Origin of the sequence: Halobacillus sp. (assembly GCF_049282395.1) — a bacterium.
Classification (GTDB): domain Bacteria; phylum Bacillota; class Bacilli; order Bacillales; family Halobacillaceae; genus Halobacillus.
The window spans coordinates 1-15,451 of the sequence record NZ_JBAPTY010000008.1; the positions used below are offsets into that span (position 1 = coordinate 1).

The 15,451-nt window shown below is 41.9% G+C and carries 16 protein-coding genes; 8 read left to right on the top strand and 8 right to left on the bottom strand.

All coding sequences use genetic code 11. The annotated features are described in order from the left end of the window. Positions 1-572 precede the first annotated feature (572 nt). Positions 573-1,544, bottom strand: coding sequence for a phosphate acetyltransferase (gene pta, locus WAM07_RS00305; protein ID WP_014644881.1), 972 nt, complete (start codon positions 1,542-1,544; stop codon positions 573-575). A gap of 278 nt (positions 1,545-1,822) precedes the next feature. Between pta and hemQ the strand changes: the two genes are divergently transcribed. The 4 genes from hemQ (at position 1,823) to WAM07_RS00325 (ending at position 4,088) form a co-directional block, all read left to right on the top strand. Next, the gene (hemQ, locus tag WAM07_RS00310) at positions 1,823-2,560 is read left to right on the top strand and encodes a hydrogen peroxide-dependent heme synthase (protein WP_422163788.1); all 738 of its coding nucleotides are present in this window, start codon (positions 1,823-1,825) and stop codon (positions 2,558-2,560) included. Positions 2,561-2,807: 247 nt separating this feature from the next. Next, the gene (locus tag WAM07_RS00315; protein WP_224894075.1) at positions 2,808-3,230 is read left to right on the top strand and encodes a cell wall hydrolase; all 423 of its coding nucleotides are present in this window, start codon (positions 2,808-2,810) and stop codon (positions 3,228-3,230) included. A 21-nt stretch (positions 3,231-3,251) separates the two neighbouring features. Further along, positions 3,252-3,764: a spore coat protein GerQ gene (gene gerQ / locus WAM07_RS00320; RefSeq protein WP_422163790.1), complete on the top strand. Its 513-nt coding sequence runs from the start codon at positions 3,252-3,254 to the stop codon at positions 3,762-3,764. Between the two features lie 75 nt (positions 3,765-3,839). After that, positions 3,840-4,088 carry a hypothetical protein gene (locus WAM07_RS00325; protein WP_422163792.1) on the top strand — a complete coding sequence of 83 codons (249 nt, stop codon included), beginning with the start codon at positions 3,840-3,842 and terminating at the stop codon, positions 4,086-4,088. Here the strand turns inward: WAM07_RS00325 and WAM07_RS00330 are convergent. The 3 genes from WAM07_RS00330 to WAM07_RS00340 form a co-directional block, all read right to left on the bottom strand. Continuing rightward, positions 4,085-4,453: a DUF423 domain-containing protein gene (locus WAM07_RS00330; protein ID WP_422163809.1), complete on the bottom strand. Its 369-nt coding sequence runs from the start codon at positions 4,451-4,453 to the stop codon at positions 4,085-4,087. The two genes, WAM07_RS00325 and WAM07_RS00330, sit on opposite strands and share 4 nt — an antisense overlap. Before the next feature lie 13 nt (positions 4,454-4,466). Continuing rightward, on the bottom strand, positions 4,467-4,778 hold the full coding sequence (locus tag WAM07_RS00335; protein ID WP_422163794.1) for a YwdI family protein: 312 nt from the start codon (positions 4,776-4,778) through the stop codon (positions 4,467-4,469). Positions 4,779-4,977: 199 nt separating this feature from the next. Continuing rightward, positions 4,978-6,318 (bottom strand): sodium-dependent transporter, encoded by a 1,341-nt coding sequence (locus WAM07_RS00340; RefSeq protein ID WP_422163795.1) that lies wholly within the window; start codon positions 6,316-6,318, stop codon positions 4,978-4,980. Positions 6,319-6,763: 445 nt separating this feature from the next. Between WAM07_RS00340 and WAM07_RS00345 the strand changes: the two genes are divergently transcribed. Further along, positions 6,764-7,486 carry a TIGR02206 family membrane protein gene (locus WAM07_RS00345; protein WP_422163797.1) on the top strand — a complete coding sequence of 241 codons (723 nt, stop codon included), beginning with the start codon at positions 6,764-6,766 and terminating at the stop codon, positions 7,484-7,486. A 464-nt stretch (positions 7,487-7,950) separates the two neighbouring features. Here WAM07_RS00345 and WAM07_RS00350 read toward each other — a convergent pair whose 3' ends face one another. Together WAM07_RS00350 and WAM07_RS00355 are read right to left on the bottom strand one after the other, a co-directional pair. Next, entirely contained in the window at positions 7,951-8,250 is a 300-nt protein-coding gene (locus WAM07_RS00350; RefSeq protein ID WP_014644890.1) for a phasin family protein, read from the bottom strand. Beyond that, on the bottom strand, positions 8,247-9,911 hold the full coding sequence (locus WAM07_RS00355) for an ABC1 kinase family protein (RefSeq protein WP_422163799.1): 1,665 nt from the start codon (positions 9,909-9,911) through the stop codon (positions 8,247-8,249). Before WAM07_RS00355 ends, WAM07_RS00350 begins: the two co-directional genes overlap by 4 nt. Positions 9,912-10,090: 179 nt before the next feature. Between WAM07_RS00355 and WAM07_RS00360 the strand changes: the two genes are divergently transcribed. Together WAM07_RS00360 and WAM07_RS00365 are read left to right on the top strand one after the other, a co-directional pair. After that, positions 10,091-10,993 carry a GNAT family N-acetyltransferase gene (locus WAM07_RS00360; protein ID WP_422163801.1) on the top strand — a complete coding sequence of 301 codons (903 nt, stop codon included), beginning with the start codon at positions 10,091-10,093 and terminating at the stop codon, positions 10,991-10,993. 35 nt (positions 10,994-11,028) lie between these two features. Then, the gene (locus WAM07_RS00365) at positions 11,029-11,895 is read left to right on the top strand and encodes a fructosamine kinase family protein (RefSeq protein WP_422163811.1); all 867 of its coding nucleotides are present in this window, start codon (positions 11,029-11,031) and stop codon (positions 11,893-11,895) included. A gap of 106 nt (positions 11,896-12,001) precedes the next feature. Here the strand turns inward: WAM07_RS00365 and WAM07_RS00370 are convergent, their stop codons facing one another. Further along, entirely contained in the window at positions 12,002-12,262 is a 261-nt protein-coding gene (locus WAM07_RS00370) for a YbgA family protein (RefSeq protein WP_422163803.1), read from the bottom strand. Positions 12,263-12,801: 539 nt separating this feature from the next. On the opposite strand from WAM07_RS00370, the gene WAM07_RS00375 reads away from it, so the two are divergent. Next, a complete protein-coding gene (locus WAM07_RS00375; RefSeq protein ID WP_422163805.1) occupies positions 12,802-14,157 on the top strand; it encodes a YjiH family protein in 1,356 nt (451 codons plus the stop codon). An 82-nt stretch (positions 14,158-14,239) separates the two neighbouring features. Here WAM07_RS00375 and WAM07_RS00380 read toward each other — a convergent pair whose 3' ends face one another. Beyond that, positions 14,240-14,911, bottom strand: a complete 672-nt coding sequence (locus tag WAM07_RS00380; protein ID WP_422163807.1) for a type 1 glutamine amidotransferase domain-containing protein — start codon at positions 14,909-14,911, stop codon at positions 14,240-14,242. Positions 14,912-15,451 lie beyond the last annotated feature (540 nt).

Genomic DNA, 15,451 nt, shown 5'->3' on the forward strand with positions numbered 1-15,451 from the left:
CCAGGGAACGGCTCGCTTTCCGCGGGCATGTGCTGAGCTTCCTCGGGCTTAACAGCCCTGCGGGATCTCACCGATCATGTTCATCCCGCAGGAGTCTTCGCCGTTCCCTTCCGCCCCTTTGCGATCAAGGAGAGCTCGAAATCCTTTAAGTAATTGCCTTCATATGAGGAAAAATAACTTATGTGATCAACGCTAAGTACCGAGTCTCTCAAGGGTATAAACGGCACTGTAGAAGCATTTAAGACGATTTAAGCTTCCTACTTTTTTCTACTGCTAGGGTCCGTTCATGTGATATGGCTGGGGTGGCGGAGGAAACGACGAGACTCCCGCGGGAGAAGGAGCTAGGCGAGACCCCACAGGGAGTGTTAACGACTGAGGAGGCTTGCCAGTTCCCCCGCAGGAAAGCGAGTTGTTTCTGTAGCCGCCCTCATCTATTGCTTGCAACGGACCCCCAACTATCTCGAAATCAAGTCTTCAAGTAACGGGAGCTTTACTGTAAGATTATTACTGCCAATCAATAAAGCCATATATTAAAAAAAGCCAGCGATTAAATCGCTGGCTTCTTCTGCTTATTATAGTGATTGGGCAGCGGTAATGATCGCAAGTTTGTACACATCATCAGCATTACAACCTCTTGAAAGATCGTTAACCGGCTGATTCAAGCCTTGCAATACAGGACCCACGGCATCGAAATTACCAAGACGCTGAGCGATTTTGTAACCAATGTTACCCGCTTCAAGACTCGGGAAAATAAACGTGTTCGCCTCTCCTTTAAGCGGAGAGTCCGGTGCTTTTTTCTCAGCCACAGAAGGAACAAAGGCTGCATCGAACTGGAATTCTCCATCGATTACAAGATTAGAATTCTGCTCTTTAGCAAGTCCTAAAGCTTCTGTTACTTTTTCTGTTTCTGGAGATTTTGCAGATCCTCTAGTAGAGAAGCTGAGCATAGCAACTCTTGGATCGATATCAAATAGCTTTGCCGTGTCGGCACTAGCCAAAGCAATCTCCGCCAGATCCTGACTATCAGGGTTAATGTTGATCGCACAATCAGCGAAAACATACTTTTCTTCATCACGTACCATTACGAATACACCTGACGTCTTCTTAATTCCAGGCTTTGTTTTAATGATCTGAAGAGCAGGTCTTACGGTATCTGCTGTGGAATGAGCAGCACCACTTACAAGACCATCTGCTTTACCCATGTAAACAAGCATGGTACCGAAGTAGTTTTCATCCTGCAGAATCTCTCGTGCTTTCTCTTCAGTGGCTTTTCCTTTACGGCGCTCCACGAAATTAGCAACCATTTCGTCAAAAGCATCATAATTGGCAGGATCCAGAATTTCAGCAGAAGAAATATCCACCCCAACCTCAGACGCCTTCTGTTTTACTTTTTCTTCATTTCCAACTAGTACAGGTGTCAGTAAATCTTCTGTCCCAAGCTGACTGACAGCTGTTAAAATACGTTCGTCCAAACCTTCCGGAAACACGACCTTCTTGCCTTGTCCGTTTATCTTAGATCTCAATGTATCAAATAGGTTGCTCATATTGAACCCTCCAATTTTCATTTCTGTTATACATGATAAAAGGTTTTGTGTATAAATGAAAGTCATTCCAATTGATTTTTACAATGAAGCGATTTCATTATCATTACCCTCTTTTGCTTGAGCATATACGTTCAAGTAGTTTCTATTTCTTCTTTCCCTATCCTTATCCTTTCACTATATGTTCAAAGTCATTCCCATGATGTAACGAAGCAACTGTGTTATATTGAGAAAGGAAGTTTTCAATAAATAAACCAAATCATAAAGGAGCGATCGATACCATGCCAGAAGCAGTAGTAACCATGGATGGATGGTATTGCCTGCACGATTTCCGTTCAATTGACTGGACCTCTTGGAAATATGCCTCGAGTGAAGAACGCGAGCAGGCCATTCACGAATTCCAACAGATGATTTCCAATTGGGAAGATACTGAAAAAAGTAAACAGGGCAGCCATGCTCTATACACCATCATGGGACAAAAAGCTGATTTCATGATGATGATCTTACGCCCAACGATGGAAGAATTAAATGAAATAGAAACAGCTTTCAATAAAACAAAGCTCGCCGAGTTTACCACTCCTGCCTATTCTTATGTATCAGTTGTGGAACTCTCTAACTACATGGGAAATGCTAACGAAGAGGACCCTGAAATTCAGGCGCGTTTAAAACCAACCCTTCCGAAGTGGAATCATATCTGCTTCTATCCAATGGACAAGCGCCGCCAGGGCAACGATAACTGGTACGTACTTGAAAAAGACGAACGTGCTAAACTCATGTACGCGCACGGAATGACGGGACGCCAGTATGCTGGAAAGATCCGTCAGATTATCACTGGTTCTATCGGCTTCGATGACTGGGAATGGGGCGTTACCCTATTTGCTCACGATGTTCTGCAATTCAAAAAGCTTGTGTATGAAATGCGGTTTGATGAAGTTACGTCCCGTTATGGCGATTTTGGTTCCTTCTATATTGGCAACCTGTTTAAACCAGATGCTGTTCCACAATTCTTACATGTATAACTCTACAAAGGACTCTGCCCTGTTAAGGCGGAGTCCTTTTTATTTGAGTTAGAAAATCAAGTTAACTTTCATTAAAAGACTCCACCCAAAACCTTCCACCTCAGGTCATCCATAATTTGGATGACCTGAGGTGGAAGGTTTTGCCGCAATACAGCAGGAGGCTTGATATTTTATTCATATCATCACGGTGGACTTACATATAGTGTTAAAGAGCAATAACATGTCTGTATTAAAGCGAGGTGACAGCGTGGCTGTTATTCCTTACAACGAAGCGGACGTTAAGCTTCTTGGAAGACTCATGCGTGCAGAAGCAGAGGGTGATGGGCAACTGGGTATGCTTATGGTCGGGAACACGGGCGTTAATCGTGTACGGGGGGACTGTATTGATTTCACAGATATTGATTCGATAAGGCAGATGGTCTATCAAAGTCCTGGAGGCTTTGAAGCAACACAAAAAGGATACTTTTACCAGCGGTCCCGCGAAAAGGACCGAAGGCTGGCAAGGAAAGTTATTAACGGAAAGAGGTATCATCCGGCCAGCAACTCTCTCTGGTTCTTCATGCCTGAAGGCAGCTGCCCGGCCCAGTGGTTTGGTCAATGGAATACCGGAAGATTTAAGTCCCACTGTTTTTATTCCCCTACTAGGTCTGCTTGTCCAAGTGTGTACTAATCTATTGAAGGAGTGAGTGAATTGGCTCAGAAAAAACCATCTACGGGAGGCGCCCAGCAAGGGCATCAGCAAATGTATAATCAACCGACCTCCCCTTATTACGCGAGTAATCCATATATGTATTATTATCCAAGCGCTCCAGCTTCCAATCAGGGGCAGGGAGGTTTTCCACCTGCATACAGCGGTGGTGGGCAGGTGCCTCAAATGCCTCAGGGACAGTCTGGCGGTATAAATCCACCGAATATGCTTCCCACAGAACAATCGTATATTGAAAACATTTTACGGTTAAACGCTGGAAAGCCCGCTACCGTGTACATGACATTCGAGAATAATGACCAGTGGAATGCTAAAGTTTTTAAAGGCATTATCGAAGCTGCTGGTAGGGACCATATCATTTTAAGTGATCCTGAAACAGGAAAACGTTATTTACTGCTGATGATCTATCTTGATTATATTACCTTTGACGAAGAAATTAATTATAACTATCCGTTCAACGGTGGAGGATCAGGTTTCGCTCAGTACCAGCCAAGATAATCAATTTGAACTCATAAAAAAACTCGCTAAATCAGTTAGCGAGTTTTTCTCCTATCAATAGAAAAGGGTGAACCCATGAGACATCCTTATGAAAATTTTTATAAAGCCCACTTAGGAGCACTGGCATTAGCTGTGCTGTTAGCAGTTCTCGGGCTCTTTAAACTAGATCACCAGTGGATTATTCTGCTCATGTTTTATGTCTTAGCCGCAAGCTTTTTATTTGAGGCTTTAATTGAACTGAAAACACAGAATATGCTCAACGCGATTATTCAACTTCTCCGCGTGTTAATTATTTTCTTATTTACTACCATTCTTTATTTTTAAAGGTGTTTAATAACCGCATAACCAAGCAGAATCCAGCCAATTAAAAAGGATAGACCTCCGAGCGGGGTAATCATAGCAAATGTTTTAATACCTGTAGGAGCATAGATATAAAGACTTCCTGAGAAGAGAATAATGCCTGCTATGAAGAACCACCCTGCTCCCGTCATCAATCCGGTCTGGATTTTGCTCATTAATAAGGCGGTCACAAATAAAGCCATTGTATGGAACATTTGATAATTAACCGCTTTCCCCCATTGCTCCAAGCCTTTTTCAGACACTTTCCCTTCTAATCCATGTGCCCCAAAAGCTCCAAGAGCAACCGAAAGAAAGCCATTAATAACCGCTACAATTAAAATTAGTTTCATCATTTACCTCCTCCTAAAAATCGAAAATTGATGACCCGTTAGCATCATCATCCTCCAGCCGATTTTCTTCTTTCTTTGGTTTAGAGTCTGGAGTCTTATCAGCCCCCATCATCTGCCGTATTTCATCCGCTGTGGGTTCATGCATCTTCTGACTTCCTTGTTTAGAAGGAGTTGTGTCCTCCTGCCCCTGTTCTAAAAATAGATCCGCTAACAATCTTACAGAACGTATATGTTCACGAACCTTTTGCTCGTCACCGTGCTGAAGCATAGCTTCCTGTATTTCACTGGACATTTTTTTGAGAACGCTTTGATTTGGTATCGCCATATGGTCAGACTCCTTTATCTCATACTAAAGAAAATAGTGTTCTGTCGTAGTTTAACACGCCGCCTGTACTTCTGTCTTATGATCCTTTCATCGTTCACAAAATAATGATTAATTAAGGAAAAACGCTTCTTCCTCTAAGAAGAAAAGAGATCCCGATGATAATCATCAGGATCTCTTTCCAATTATTAGATGGAAGAATTTAAAAGATAATACCGATTTTGTTTAAGAAAATCAATACTATAAGGATGGGAGCCATCCATTTCACGATGAAATACCAGAAGCCTCCAATTGTAGAAGAGGACAAGTCCGCAGACTCCAGAGCTTCTGACTTTTTAAAGTACCATCCAACAAGAAGGGCCATGGACAGACCGCCTAGCGGCAAGAGAATATTGGAAGCAATATAATCCATGGAGTCCAGGATATTTCTTTCTCCAATCGGCGTGATGCCAGACCAAATACCGAACCCTAAGGAGACAGCGATGCCCATGACGAACATGATAGAACCCATAAGCACACTTGTGGCAAAGCGCGTCCATCCGAATACTCGCATAAAATAAGCTGTCGGTACTTCCAGGATAGAGACAGATGAAGACAGAGAAGCCAGGATCAAGGCAAAGAAAAACACCAGCCCAATGATTCCCCCAAGCGGCATCTGTTCAAAAATACTCGGAAGTGTAATAAACACGAGCGGAGGACCTGAACTTGGATCTATACCGAAGGCAAAAACCGCCGGAAAGATTACAAGCCCCGAAATCACTGCGAAGAACGTATCCATTAATCCTATACCTAAAGCCGCGCTTGGAAGTTTATCCTCTTTCCTTAAGTAACTTCCATACGTAAGCATTGCCCCCATCCCTAGACTAAGCGAGAAGAAGGCCTGCCCGAGAGCAGCAATATAAATAGAAGGCTCACTTAAGGCCGACCAATTCGGCTGGAATAAAAACTTAACCCCCTCTGAAGCACCATCAAGCGATAAACTGAATACCGCAAGGGCGATAAGTATTAATGCAAGAAGCGGCATAAAAATTTTATTCGCTGCTTCAATACCTTTTTTCACACCACTTAATACAATGATAATGGTTAATATCATGAAAAGCGCGGTCCAGGCAATAGGATGCCACGTATGGCTGATAAATTGTCCGAACGCTCCTTCATACCCAGCTGCCGGCTCTGTAAAGAATGATCCATTGATATAATTCCAGAAATAAAAGATAGCCCAGCCTGCAACTACGGCATAAAAACTTAAGATAAGAAATGCACTGATAATACCGAAAAAGCCTGTTAAATACCAGGGTGTTCCTTTAGCAAGTTTTTGAAAAGACCCTACTACATCGCTTTCTGCTTTCCGTCCAATACTTACCTCTGTAAGCAATAGAGGAATTCCTATAATAAGCACGAATAACAGATAGAGTAACAAGAAAGCTCCTCCACCGTTATTACCAGCTACGAATGAGAAACGCCATATATTACCCAGTCCTACAGCTGAGCCCATAGCAGCCAGCATAAAACCTAATTTTGTCCCCCATTTTTCTCTGTGCATAAAAAACTCTCAACTCCTTTCATACATTTCTCTCTACTTTTGTAGAGCAAGGCTGTCAGATGACCTGGGAGCCATACTAAATATCCATCAGCATACCATAGAATAAAAGGATGTCCATATGAATTCTGAAAATTTCATATTATTTACAGCCGTACATCAAAGTTTGAGGAGATAAATGCGTTCTTCTTCCTTTTCACAGACTGTTTTGACTCAAATTCCATGCATTCAATTCCGGTGACATGAAGCACCAGCTGAGAAGGCATCTCCTTAGCTTTAAAGCCATAGGAAGCGCAGGCTCTAGGAAAAGATGGATTCCAAGTTGTATAAAAATGCTTACACTGAAAGCAATTAACCTGTCTCTTCATCTCCTACCTCCTTTCACCCGGCAAACGTATGGTAAAATCATCATAGCATATCGAAATCTGCTTCACTAGGAGTGTACCTAATGAAAGATTGGTTCGGAACAGGAAGCCGTTATCCCTTTGAAATAATGGGAGCCAGTCACATAACCATGCTTCTCATCTTCACGATTGTTCTTTTCAGTATTGCCCTAGCTTCTAAATGGCTTCATACGCATGAACGGTTTCGTCAGATTATGAGATATTCTTTATTGGTTCTTCTTCTTCTTTCCGAGGTCAGCTACCAGTTGTGGGCTTATGTAAATGGAGTCTGGAGTCTGGCCGGTCATGTGCCTCTCCACCTATGCGGAATCTCTTCTTTAATAGGGATCTACACTCTTATTACCTATCAGCCGACGCTTATAAAAGTAAATTTTTTCATAGGCATCCTTCCTGCTCTTATTGCACTGATCACTCCTGATGTACCCTTTGACTTTCACCATTACCGTTTCTGGAAATTCTTCCTGCACCATATGGCTATTCCCTGGACGAGTTTGTTTCTTGTGGTGACTTCTTCTGTCCGTATTACCTGGAAGGATATGATCAATAGTTATCTACTATTAGTGGGATATGCCTTAATTATAGGTTTTTCCAATCCTCTCCTGGATGCAAATTATTTATATTTGGAACACCCTCCCAATGTCTTTACTCCTCTCAGCCTTATGGGAGAAGGAATGATCTACTATCTTAATTTAGCTGTCACTGCGTTCCTTGCATTTGCTTTTATGTACGGATTTTATAAACTGGCAATCAGAATTAAACTTCTCTAAAAAATATAGTTTTCTGCTACAGACCTCCCTATGCCTGTAAGAGTTTTAACCAGCATGACTCAATGGTAGTCTCTGTTAAATATCCGTGTTGGTTTTTAAAGAAAAGCTCCCGTCTGTTTAAAACTCAATTTCGAGACAATTGAGTCCTTTACGTAAATGGAAAAGGGTTGGTGGGGAAATAACCCGCTTTCCTGTGGGGAACGGCGAAGACTCCTGAGGGGTGAACATGATGGGTGAGATCCCGGAAAGGCCTAAAACCTAAGGAAGCTCACCAAATGCCCGCGGAAAGCGAGTCGTTCCCTGTAGCCCCCTTTCTCCACAAAATATCTCGAAAATGAGTCTTACAGTACACAGCCTGTTAGTTTAATAAACCTTTGAGATTCCTCTGCCTCTCATCTTTACCATCTCACCCCATATTTAAAGTAAAAAAAGACCATCCCTTCTATAGAAGGGATGGCCGGTCATTAACGTTGATTATATAAATTTTCAAGTCTTTGAATTCTTGCTTCAAGAAGTTCATATTCTTCTTTTGATACAAAGCCAAGTTCTTTCATACGATCCTGAAACTTTGCTTTCGAATGGTCGGACCATTCTTTATCAACGTTCTCGCCTTTGCTGATCCAGGAGTTGATCATCGTTTTCGCCTGGGCTGGACTTACATCCCCGTGTTTTACCATTTCATTTACCATTTTCTCGAATTTCTCTTTACCGCTGATAGCCGCTCCCAGCCCTAAATGAAATCCTTTCTTCAGTAAATCGCTCATATTTCATTCCTCCTATTATGATGTATTCGTTTAATCATTTTGAAATGACTCATGACACAGCTTATGAATCCTATAAGACCTAAGCCAAGAAGAGACCCACCTATCCAAATAGAGGGCAGCACGGTTTGGATGACTGTAAGATACAATGCTGCAGCACCAGAACTGATGAAAACAAATGATAAAAGGGCATAAAATAAGTAAAATTGATGAAATAGATGGTTCCTCTGGTGGTAACTCTTCCACTCACGCTCCTTGTCGCCATCTTCCAAATATTCTACGAGCGCTCTTGGTAAGGATAAGAGCGGGCGGGCAGTTTCTTTAGCCACTTCTTTAAAAATAGAATAATTGGAGTCTTCTCCTGACACCCATTCCTTGATTACCGGACGTCCCCATTGGATCAGATCCACTTGAGGGTACACACTGCTTAGGACTCCGACGATAATCGAGGTAGCCCTGCCCAGAAAAGCATAATCAGCAGGAAGCTGGATCGGCTGGTCTTTAACAAATTGCTGAATATCTGTCATCACATCATTCATCATATTCGCATCCAGCTTGTCAAAGTTCCCTTCTAGATACATATCGGTCGTTTGCTTGAGCAGTTTCTTCACACGTTCCGTATCTGCGTTTTCCAATAAAAAATCCATATCCTGTAAAGCAGCGACTACCCTATCATAGTCTTCCAAAATAAAGCCTTGAACCATAGCCCGGATAGAATTTGTGTCCTCCTTCCGTATCTCACCCACCATCCCAAAATCAATAACAACTATCGTCCCGTCTGATTGGAGCATTAGATTTCCTGGATGAGGATCCGAATGGAACATTCCAGCATCGAGGAACTGTTCAACACTTAAATCAAATAATGTTTTTGCAATTTGCTCCCGGCTGATTTGATGTTTCTTTATAAAAGATAAGTCTGTAATTTTGGTTCCTTCGATCCACTCCATAACAAGTACCCGTTTAGTAGACAAATCCGTATAGTAATCCGGAATATAAACGGAAGGAAAATGACTGAATCTCTTTTTGAATTGATTTCCGTTCTCAAGTTCCATCGTAAAGTCCAGTTCATTACTGATTACCCTGACGACCTCACGATACAAGGCCGGTAAATCAGCTTTCTTCCCATAAGATGTAAAACGGTTGACCAGCCAGAAAACAATTTTCAAAGCTTTGAAATCCATTTTAAAAATATCCTTCACACGGTATCGCTGAACTTTAACAGCGACAGCAGTTCCATCTTGTAAGGAAGCTTTATAGACTTCACCGATGGAGGCTGATGCCACTGGATCTTCGTGAATGTTGGATAAATGCTCTTCCAGAGGCGCATTCCAGTCCTCTTCCATTATTTCTTTTGACCTGTAAAAAGGCATAGGTTCTACTCGGTCCACTAACCCTTCTAATTCTTTAATAAAAGCCCGCGGAAGCAAGTCACCACGTGAACTTAAAAACTGTCCAAACTTAATAAGAAGTCCGCCAAGCGCGATAGCCTTTTTACGGTATTCGCCTGCCTGCTTTTCCAGCATGTCTTCCCATTTCCTTTTAGTATCCTGATCCCATATGCGGTGCCTCTTTTGAAACCAGAAAATTTGAACAAGGAACTTTAAAGACATCCAAACAATAATGGCAATTCTATAAATCGATATGTATTTTAAGCGATTTTTCATCCTTCTGTCTCCCTTTTCAACAGTCCTATGTTCCATTTCCCCTGTCTCATCCATATCAATCATGTAAATGACAGGAAGATGTGTCCACTCCTCATGCTCTAACTGACCCCTCCCTGCCTCAAGCTTGAATTTTGATTAACTGTTGTGTCATGATTTGTTTAAAAAGGAAAGGTGATTCTATGAATATCAGCGAACTTGAAGTCAAGAATCTACATAAAGTTGCCAATTGGCTTTATCATATGAACGAAATAGACCACCACTATGTCGCCTGGCTGGCATCGGATCCTAACGAAATATTCGAACAAATCTGGACGCTCACTCAGTTCAAGGAACCGTTGGCATTCGTGGCATGGGAGGGAGAAGAAATCATTGGATTTCTAGGCATCCTGCCGTTTTTTGAACAAAAACTTTGCCGTTTACTGGGACCATTCGCTACAAAAGAACACCAGGCAGTAATTGAAAGCATGTGGGATAAGGCTTCGGTCACTATGCAGCTACACTTCGATGTGGTGAAGGTCGCCTGCTTTGAAGCTAATCATCATCTGCTGGCTTTTACAAAACGTCATGATTTTGAATTATACAATGTAGAAAAGACGCTGGCTGTTCATCGAACGAACTTCGACCCTTCACATAAGGAAAGTCATTCCATCACAGACATGCAACAAGATGATTTTGAGGCTATTGATAAGCTGCACCCCAAAGCATCGTATTATACGACAGAAGAAATGATTCAGTTATCCAGGCAGCCTGAGAATCAACTATGGGGTTACCAATTAGATGGTGAAATAGCAGGTTACTTATATTTTGAAACGATTCTTGAGGGTCATGAAGGGGAAATATGTTTTGTGAACGTTAGTAAACATGAACAGGGTAGCGGAATTGGAACGGAATTGATTGAACACGCACTACAATACGCTTTTCACGCTCTCCATTTAGATGTAGTCACCCTTTCCGTTCGCACACAGAATGAGCAGGCGGAAAACCTTTATAGACGCTTTGGGTTTAGAGAAATCAATACAATCCATGCCTATCAAAAGACCATCGAAAAACAAAAACCGCCGGTACTTAACATTTTTCACTAAATATTTTTCATATTCTTTAAGGAGGGCAAACTGTGATGGAGAAAGTCATTAGAAACGCTTTACACTCAATTGGAGATCAGACTCCGATTGAATCCATGAAGCAAGTGAGCGGTGGAGATATCAATCAGTCGTATTACATCAGGACGAACAAACAACCTTACTTTATTAAAGGAAACGAAGGGGTCCCTTCTCACTTTTTCAAAGTAGAAGCCGATGGGCTCGAGCGAATCCAAAAAACCCGTACCATCCAAGTTCCGCAAGTCCATTACTATGATGAGCCGGAAAATGGTGAAAAAGGCGTACTCGTCATGGATTGGATCCAGCAAGGTGCCCAAGCATCCCCTGAAGAGCTGGGCAGGAACCTAGCCCTTATGCATAAAGAAACGGCTGATCAGTATGGACTCGGGCATTCCACTTTTGTAGGGGAACTGGACCAGCCTAATGATTGGAAAACTTCCTGGCTTGAGTATTACAGGGACTACAGGCTGGCTCCTCAGCTTCATTTAGCCATCCAAAATGGCCGGGCTTCCGCAAAACGACGTTCGAAACTCGAGGCGTTGTTAGAGAAACTCGATCAGTGGATACCAGAAAAACCTGAGGCTTCGCTCCTTCACGGAGATCTTTGGGGCGGGAACTGGATGTCAGATGCAGAGGGACGTCCTTACCTTATTGATCCTTCCGTCCTGTATGGAGATCATGCATTCGAACTCGCCTTTACAGAATTATTTGGAGGCTTTCCATCTTCCTTTTATAAGGCTTACGAGCAAACATTCCCACTCCCATCCAACTACGAAGAGGTCAAACCGCTTTATCAACTCTTTTATTTGCTCGTTCATCTTAATATGTTCGGGGAAAGTTACGGTAGCAGCGTTGATCGAATCCTAAACCATTATACAGACTAAGACCAGCTTTGATTTCACGTTAGTCTAACTTAAAAAAGCAGCGAGATACGTTTGTTGCAACAAATATTTCTTATCCAACCGACTGGCCCAAAAGGCCAGTTTTTTTTCAACACTGCCCCCCCACCTTCCCTTCCTTGTAAAGTAGAAGCTTCTTATTAAATTTCTCTTTTTCCGAGGAAGACCAATCGTTTTTGAAATAACCGGCGATATGCTGACAAACATTGATATGGGAGCTACGAGTCGGTTTATGATTCAGAAGTTTTCTCAACTCAAGCTCATAGTTTTCCAGTAATCGAACCTTTGATTCATGCTTATGATTTGCAGCTATTCTCCCTAATACCTTTAATATCTCAGGTTGAAAAGCCATCAATTAATATTTTTGACGTGTGTGAAAAGTCTGGAGCGAATAACTCCCTATTTTCACTTTATGATAATCATCTAAGATAAAGAGTGCAGTATACAATGGTTCATCATAGCCCTGTAGAGTATCCTTCATTCTCTCCCTCAAATATAGAATACTCGATATCGAGTTTCCAATACTGATCTCACCCACAATATGATTCCTCCTAAATCTTTCTTTTACTCAAAAGGATTCCCTCCCTAATTTGTCGAATTAACATATATAAGGAACTAATCCTCCCTCTGATTGCCTATTGGTTTTTGTCGCTATCCGTATTAAAATATAAAATGCTGCATATTTATTCTGATTACCCCTTATAAAATAAAGCTCTATTAAGTTAAGAATGGTTACATAGGATGAAATCGACTTGATTTAAACACCTACAGGAAAAAGAAAGAGATCCAGGGGATACTTCCCACTTTCGTTGGAATAGCGGTGAATATTTGCCATCAATAGACCTTCACTTTTTCAGAGCTAAAACTAATGAACGACAGGAGAGACATTGGATGAAAGCAAGAAATTTCAAACCATCATCACATTTACTTTTCATCATCCCTTCTCTGATCGGTATTTTTCTATTTATGTACCCGATCGTGGATATTGAGGATGGAGCCGTTACGATTCCGATTGCCATTTTAGCTACCTGGCTGCAGGAACTCCTCGGAAGCTATTTATCCCTCATTATGATGATCATTATTTCTATTACAGCTATTGCCACCGTACTGGCAAAAATAACAGGGTCAAACTCATTGGATAAATACCCTTTTTTCAAATCATTATTCCATGTACCTCCCGTTTGGGTTGTAACAAGAGTGCTGGGAATGATATTTGCTATTATGGTCTACTTTCAAATCGGACCACAGGCAATCATTTCTGAAAATACAGGCGGACTGCTGCTCGACTCATTATTGCATGTATTATTCGCCGTCTTTTTATTTGCGGGCTTATTTTTACCTCTTTTATTAAATTATGGACTATTGGAATTGTTCGGTACATTATTAACTAAAATCATGCGTCCTCTATTCCGATTACCCGGTCGTTCTTCGATAGATTCCCTTGCTTCCTGGCTTGGTGACGGAACTATTGGAGTTCTGCTTACCAGTAAACAATACGAAGAAGGCTATTACACGAAAAGGGAAGCAGCCGTTATTGGTACGACATTCTCTGTCGTTTCCATTACCTTCAGCCTGGTGGTCATCGAACAAGTCGGTTTAGCTGATATGTTCATTCCTTTTTACTTAACCGTTGCACTAGCTGGTTTCATTGCAGCTCTAATTATGCCGAGAATTCCACCTCTGTCGCGCAAAATGAATACCTATGTGACGGAGGAAGCAGATGACATCAACGAAGAAGTTCCTGATGAGCACAACATATTCACTTACGGGTATGCTCAAGCTGTTAAACGCGGAAGTAAAGCTAAGGGATTAACCGACTTCTTTAAACAGGGCGGACAAAACATTCTGGATATGTGGATGGGTGTAGCTCCAATCGTAATGGCGCTTGGAACGATTGCTCTTGTGATTGCAGAATTCACTCCGTTCTTCACTTGGCTTGGAATGCCTTTTATTCCGTTATTGGAACTTATGCAGATCCCTTCAGCTCAAGCAGCTTCTGAAACTATTCTGGTAGGCTTTGCTGATATGTTTTTACCTGCCATTATTGGAGCTTCCATTGAAAGCGAGATGACTCGATTTATTATTGCTTGTTTATCGGTCACTCAGTTAATTTATATGTCAGAAGTCGGCGGGCTGCTATTAGGTTCAAAAGTGCCTGTGAACTTAACAGACCTGTTTATCATTTTTCTAGAGCGCACGATTATTACACTTCCTATTATTACACTTGTCGCTCATCTTCTTTTCTAATTAAATTGGCATCCCAATAGATAAACAAAAGTCTCAGAGTCCATAGGAGTACTCTGAGACTTTTTTATTTTAGCAGCCAACGCTATTGAGGCTGCGGCTTTCTTAATTTCTTAATAACCGCCTGGGCGGTACTCAAGCTTGAACGCGGGTTCTGACCCGTAATAAAGTGTTGATCAACTTCTACATGATCTTTATCAGGATCTCCTACTTGAAAACCTGCTCCTTCTGCTTTCAGCTGCTCTTCAATTTTGAATGGAAGCAGATTCTCAATTCCGGTTTCTTTTTCCTCATCGTCTGTAAATCCAGTCATTGTTCTACCTCTCACAATCGCTTCACCATTATGATCGGTCACACCAACCAATCCAGCTGACCCGTGCCCTACGGAAGCAATTATTTTTCTCTCGGTTAGAAAATGTCTCAAAACGTGTTCTATCGTTTCACTATTGGGGAAATCCATCATAGCTCCGTGGCCTCCGCATAGGAACACACCTTCAAACTCGCTTGGATCAATTTCTGAAAGCACAGGTGTATTATGAATCGGTTCCATCACGCCGTCCCAAACTCTCGGAAGTTCATTACTGTAACTGTGAGGATCGATTGGAATTCTTCCGCCTTTTAAACTTGCAGCTGTAACCTCGAACCCTGCTTCTTTAAATTCCGTTGCCGGTTCTACAAAATCTGACAACCACAGCCCTGTCTGGTGATCGCTGTCCAGCTGATCCACATTCGTTGCAATCATTAGAATTTTAGTCATATTTCCTCATCCTCCTTGTGAACCTTTATAATTAGCCTTCCCCAATGACCATTTTTCTTCCATATCCTTTATATAATAACTACGTTACACCTTCCTGTTGCTTATTATAGATAAGCACCCGTTTCTGTAAGACTCAGTTTCGAGATAAATGGGTCCGTTACTAAAATGTGGATAAAGGTTGGTTGGGAAATAATTCGCTTTCCTGTGGGTGAACTGGTGAGCCTCCTCAGTCGTTTCACTCCTTGCGGGGTCTCCCCTAGATCCTTCTCCCACGGGAGTCTCATCATTTCCCCACCAACCCAACTATAATGTTGTGAACGGACCCTTCTTTAGAAGGGCAGGTGTTGGACTTAATCCTTTCTAAATCCAGTGGTATCAGACCTTTTCTAACAAAACTTAGAGAAAACAGGCACTCATGGCATGATTTTTAAATTTCCTATCCAAGTAATTTTTTCCAATGTTTCGAGCCTCTCATTTTAGCAAGGTCCGGAGGGGGACGATGAAGACTCCTGTGGGATAAACATGATCGGTGAGACCCCG

Excerpts from the sequence above, each read along its gene's own strand:
- pta (WP_014644881.1), bottom strand. The coding sequence starts at position 1,544 with ATGAGCAACCTATTTGATACATTGAGATCTAAGATAAACGGACAAGGC.
- hemQ (WP_422163788.1), top strand. The coding sequence starts at position 1,823 with ATGCCAGAAGCAGTAGTAACCATGGATGGATGGTATTGCCTGCACGAT.
- WAM07_RS00325 (WP_422163792.1), top strand. The coding sequence starts at position 3,840 with ATGAGACATCCTTATGAAAATTTTTATAAAGCCCACTTAGGAGCACTG.
- WAM07_RS00330 (WP_422163809.1), bottom strand. The coding sequence starts at position 4,453 with ATGAAACTAATTTTAATTGTAGCGGTTATTAATGGCTTTCTTTCGGTT.
- WAM07_RS00335 (WP_422163794.1), bottom strand. The coding sequence starts at position 4,778 with ATGGCGATACCAAATCAAAGCGTTCTCAAAAAAATGTCCAGTGAAATA.
- WAM07_RS00340 (WP_422163795.1), bottom strand. The coding sequence starts at position 6,318 with ATGCACAGAGAAAAATGGGGGACAAAATTAGGTTTTATGCTGGCTGCT.
- WAM07_RS00345 (WP_422163797.1), top strand. The coding sequence starts at position 6,764 with ATGAAAGATTGGTTCGGAACAGGAAGCCGTTATCCCTTTGAAATAATG.
- WAM07_RS00350 (WP_014644890.1), bottom strand. The coding sequence starts at position 8,250 with ATGAGCGATTTACTGAAGAAAGGATTTCATTTAGGGCTGGGAGCGGCT.
- WAM07_RS00355 (WP_422163799.1), bottom strand. The coding sequence starts at position 9,911 with ATGAAAAATCGCTTAAAATACATATCGATTTATAGAATTGCCATTATT.
- WAM07_RS00360 (WP_422163801.1), top strand. The coding sequence starts at position 10,091 with ATGAATATCAGCGAACTTGAAGTCAAGAATCTACATAAAGTTGCCAAT.
- WAM07_RS00365 (WP_422163811.1), top strand. The coding sequence starts at position 11,029 with ATGGAGAAAGTCATTAGAAACGCTTTACACTCAATTGGAGATCAGACT.
- WAM07_RS00370 (WP_422163803.1), bottom strand. The coding sequence starts at position 12,262 with ATGGCTTTTCAACCTGAGATATTAAAGGTATTAGGGAGAATAGCTGCA.
- WAM07_RS00375 (WP_422163805.1), top strand. The coding sequence starts at position 12,802 with ATGAAAGCAAGAAATTTCAAACCATCATCACATTTACTTTTCATCATC.
- WAM07_RS00380 (WP_422163807.1), bottom strand. The coding sequence starts at position 14,911 with ATGACTAAAATTCTAATGATTGCAACGAATGTGGATCAGCTGGACAGC.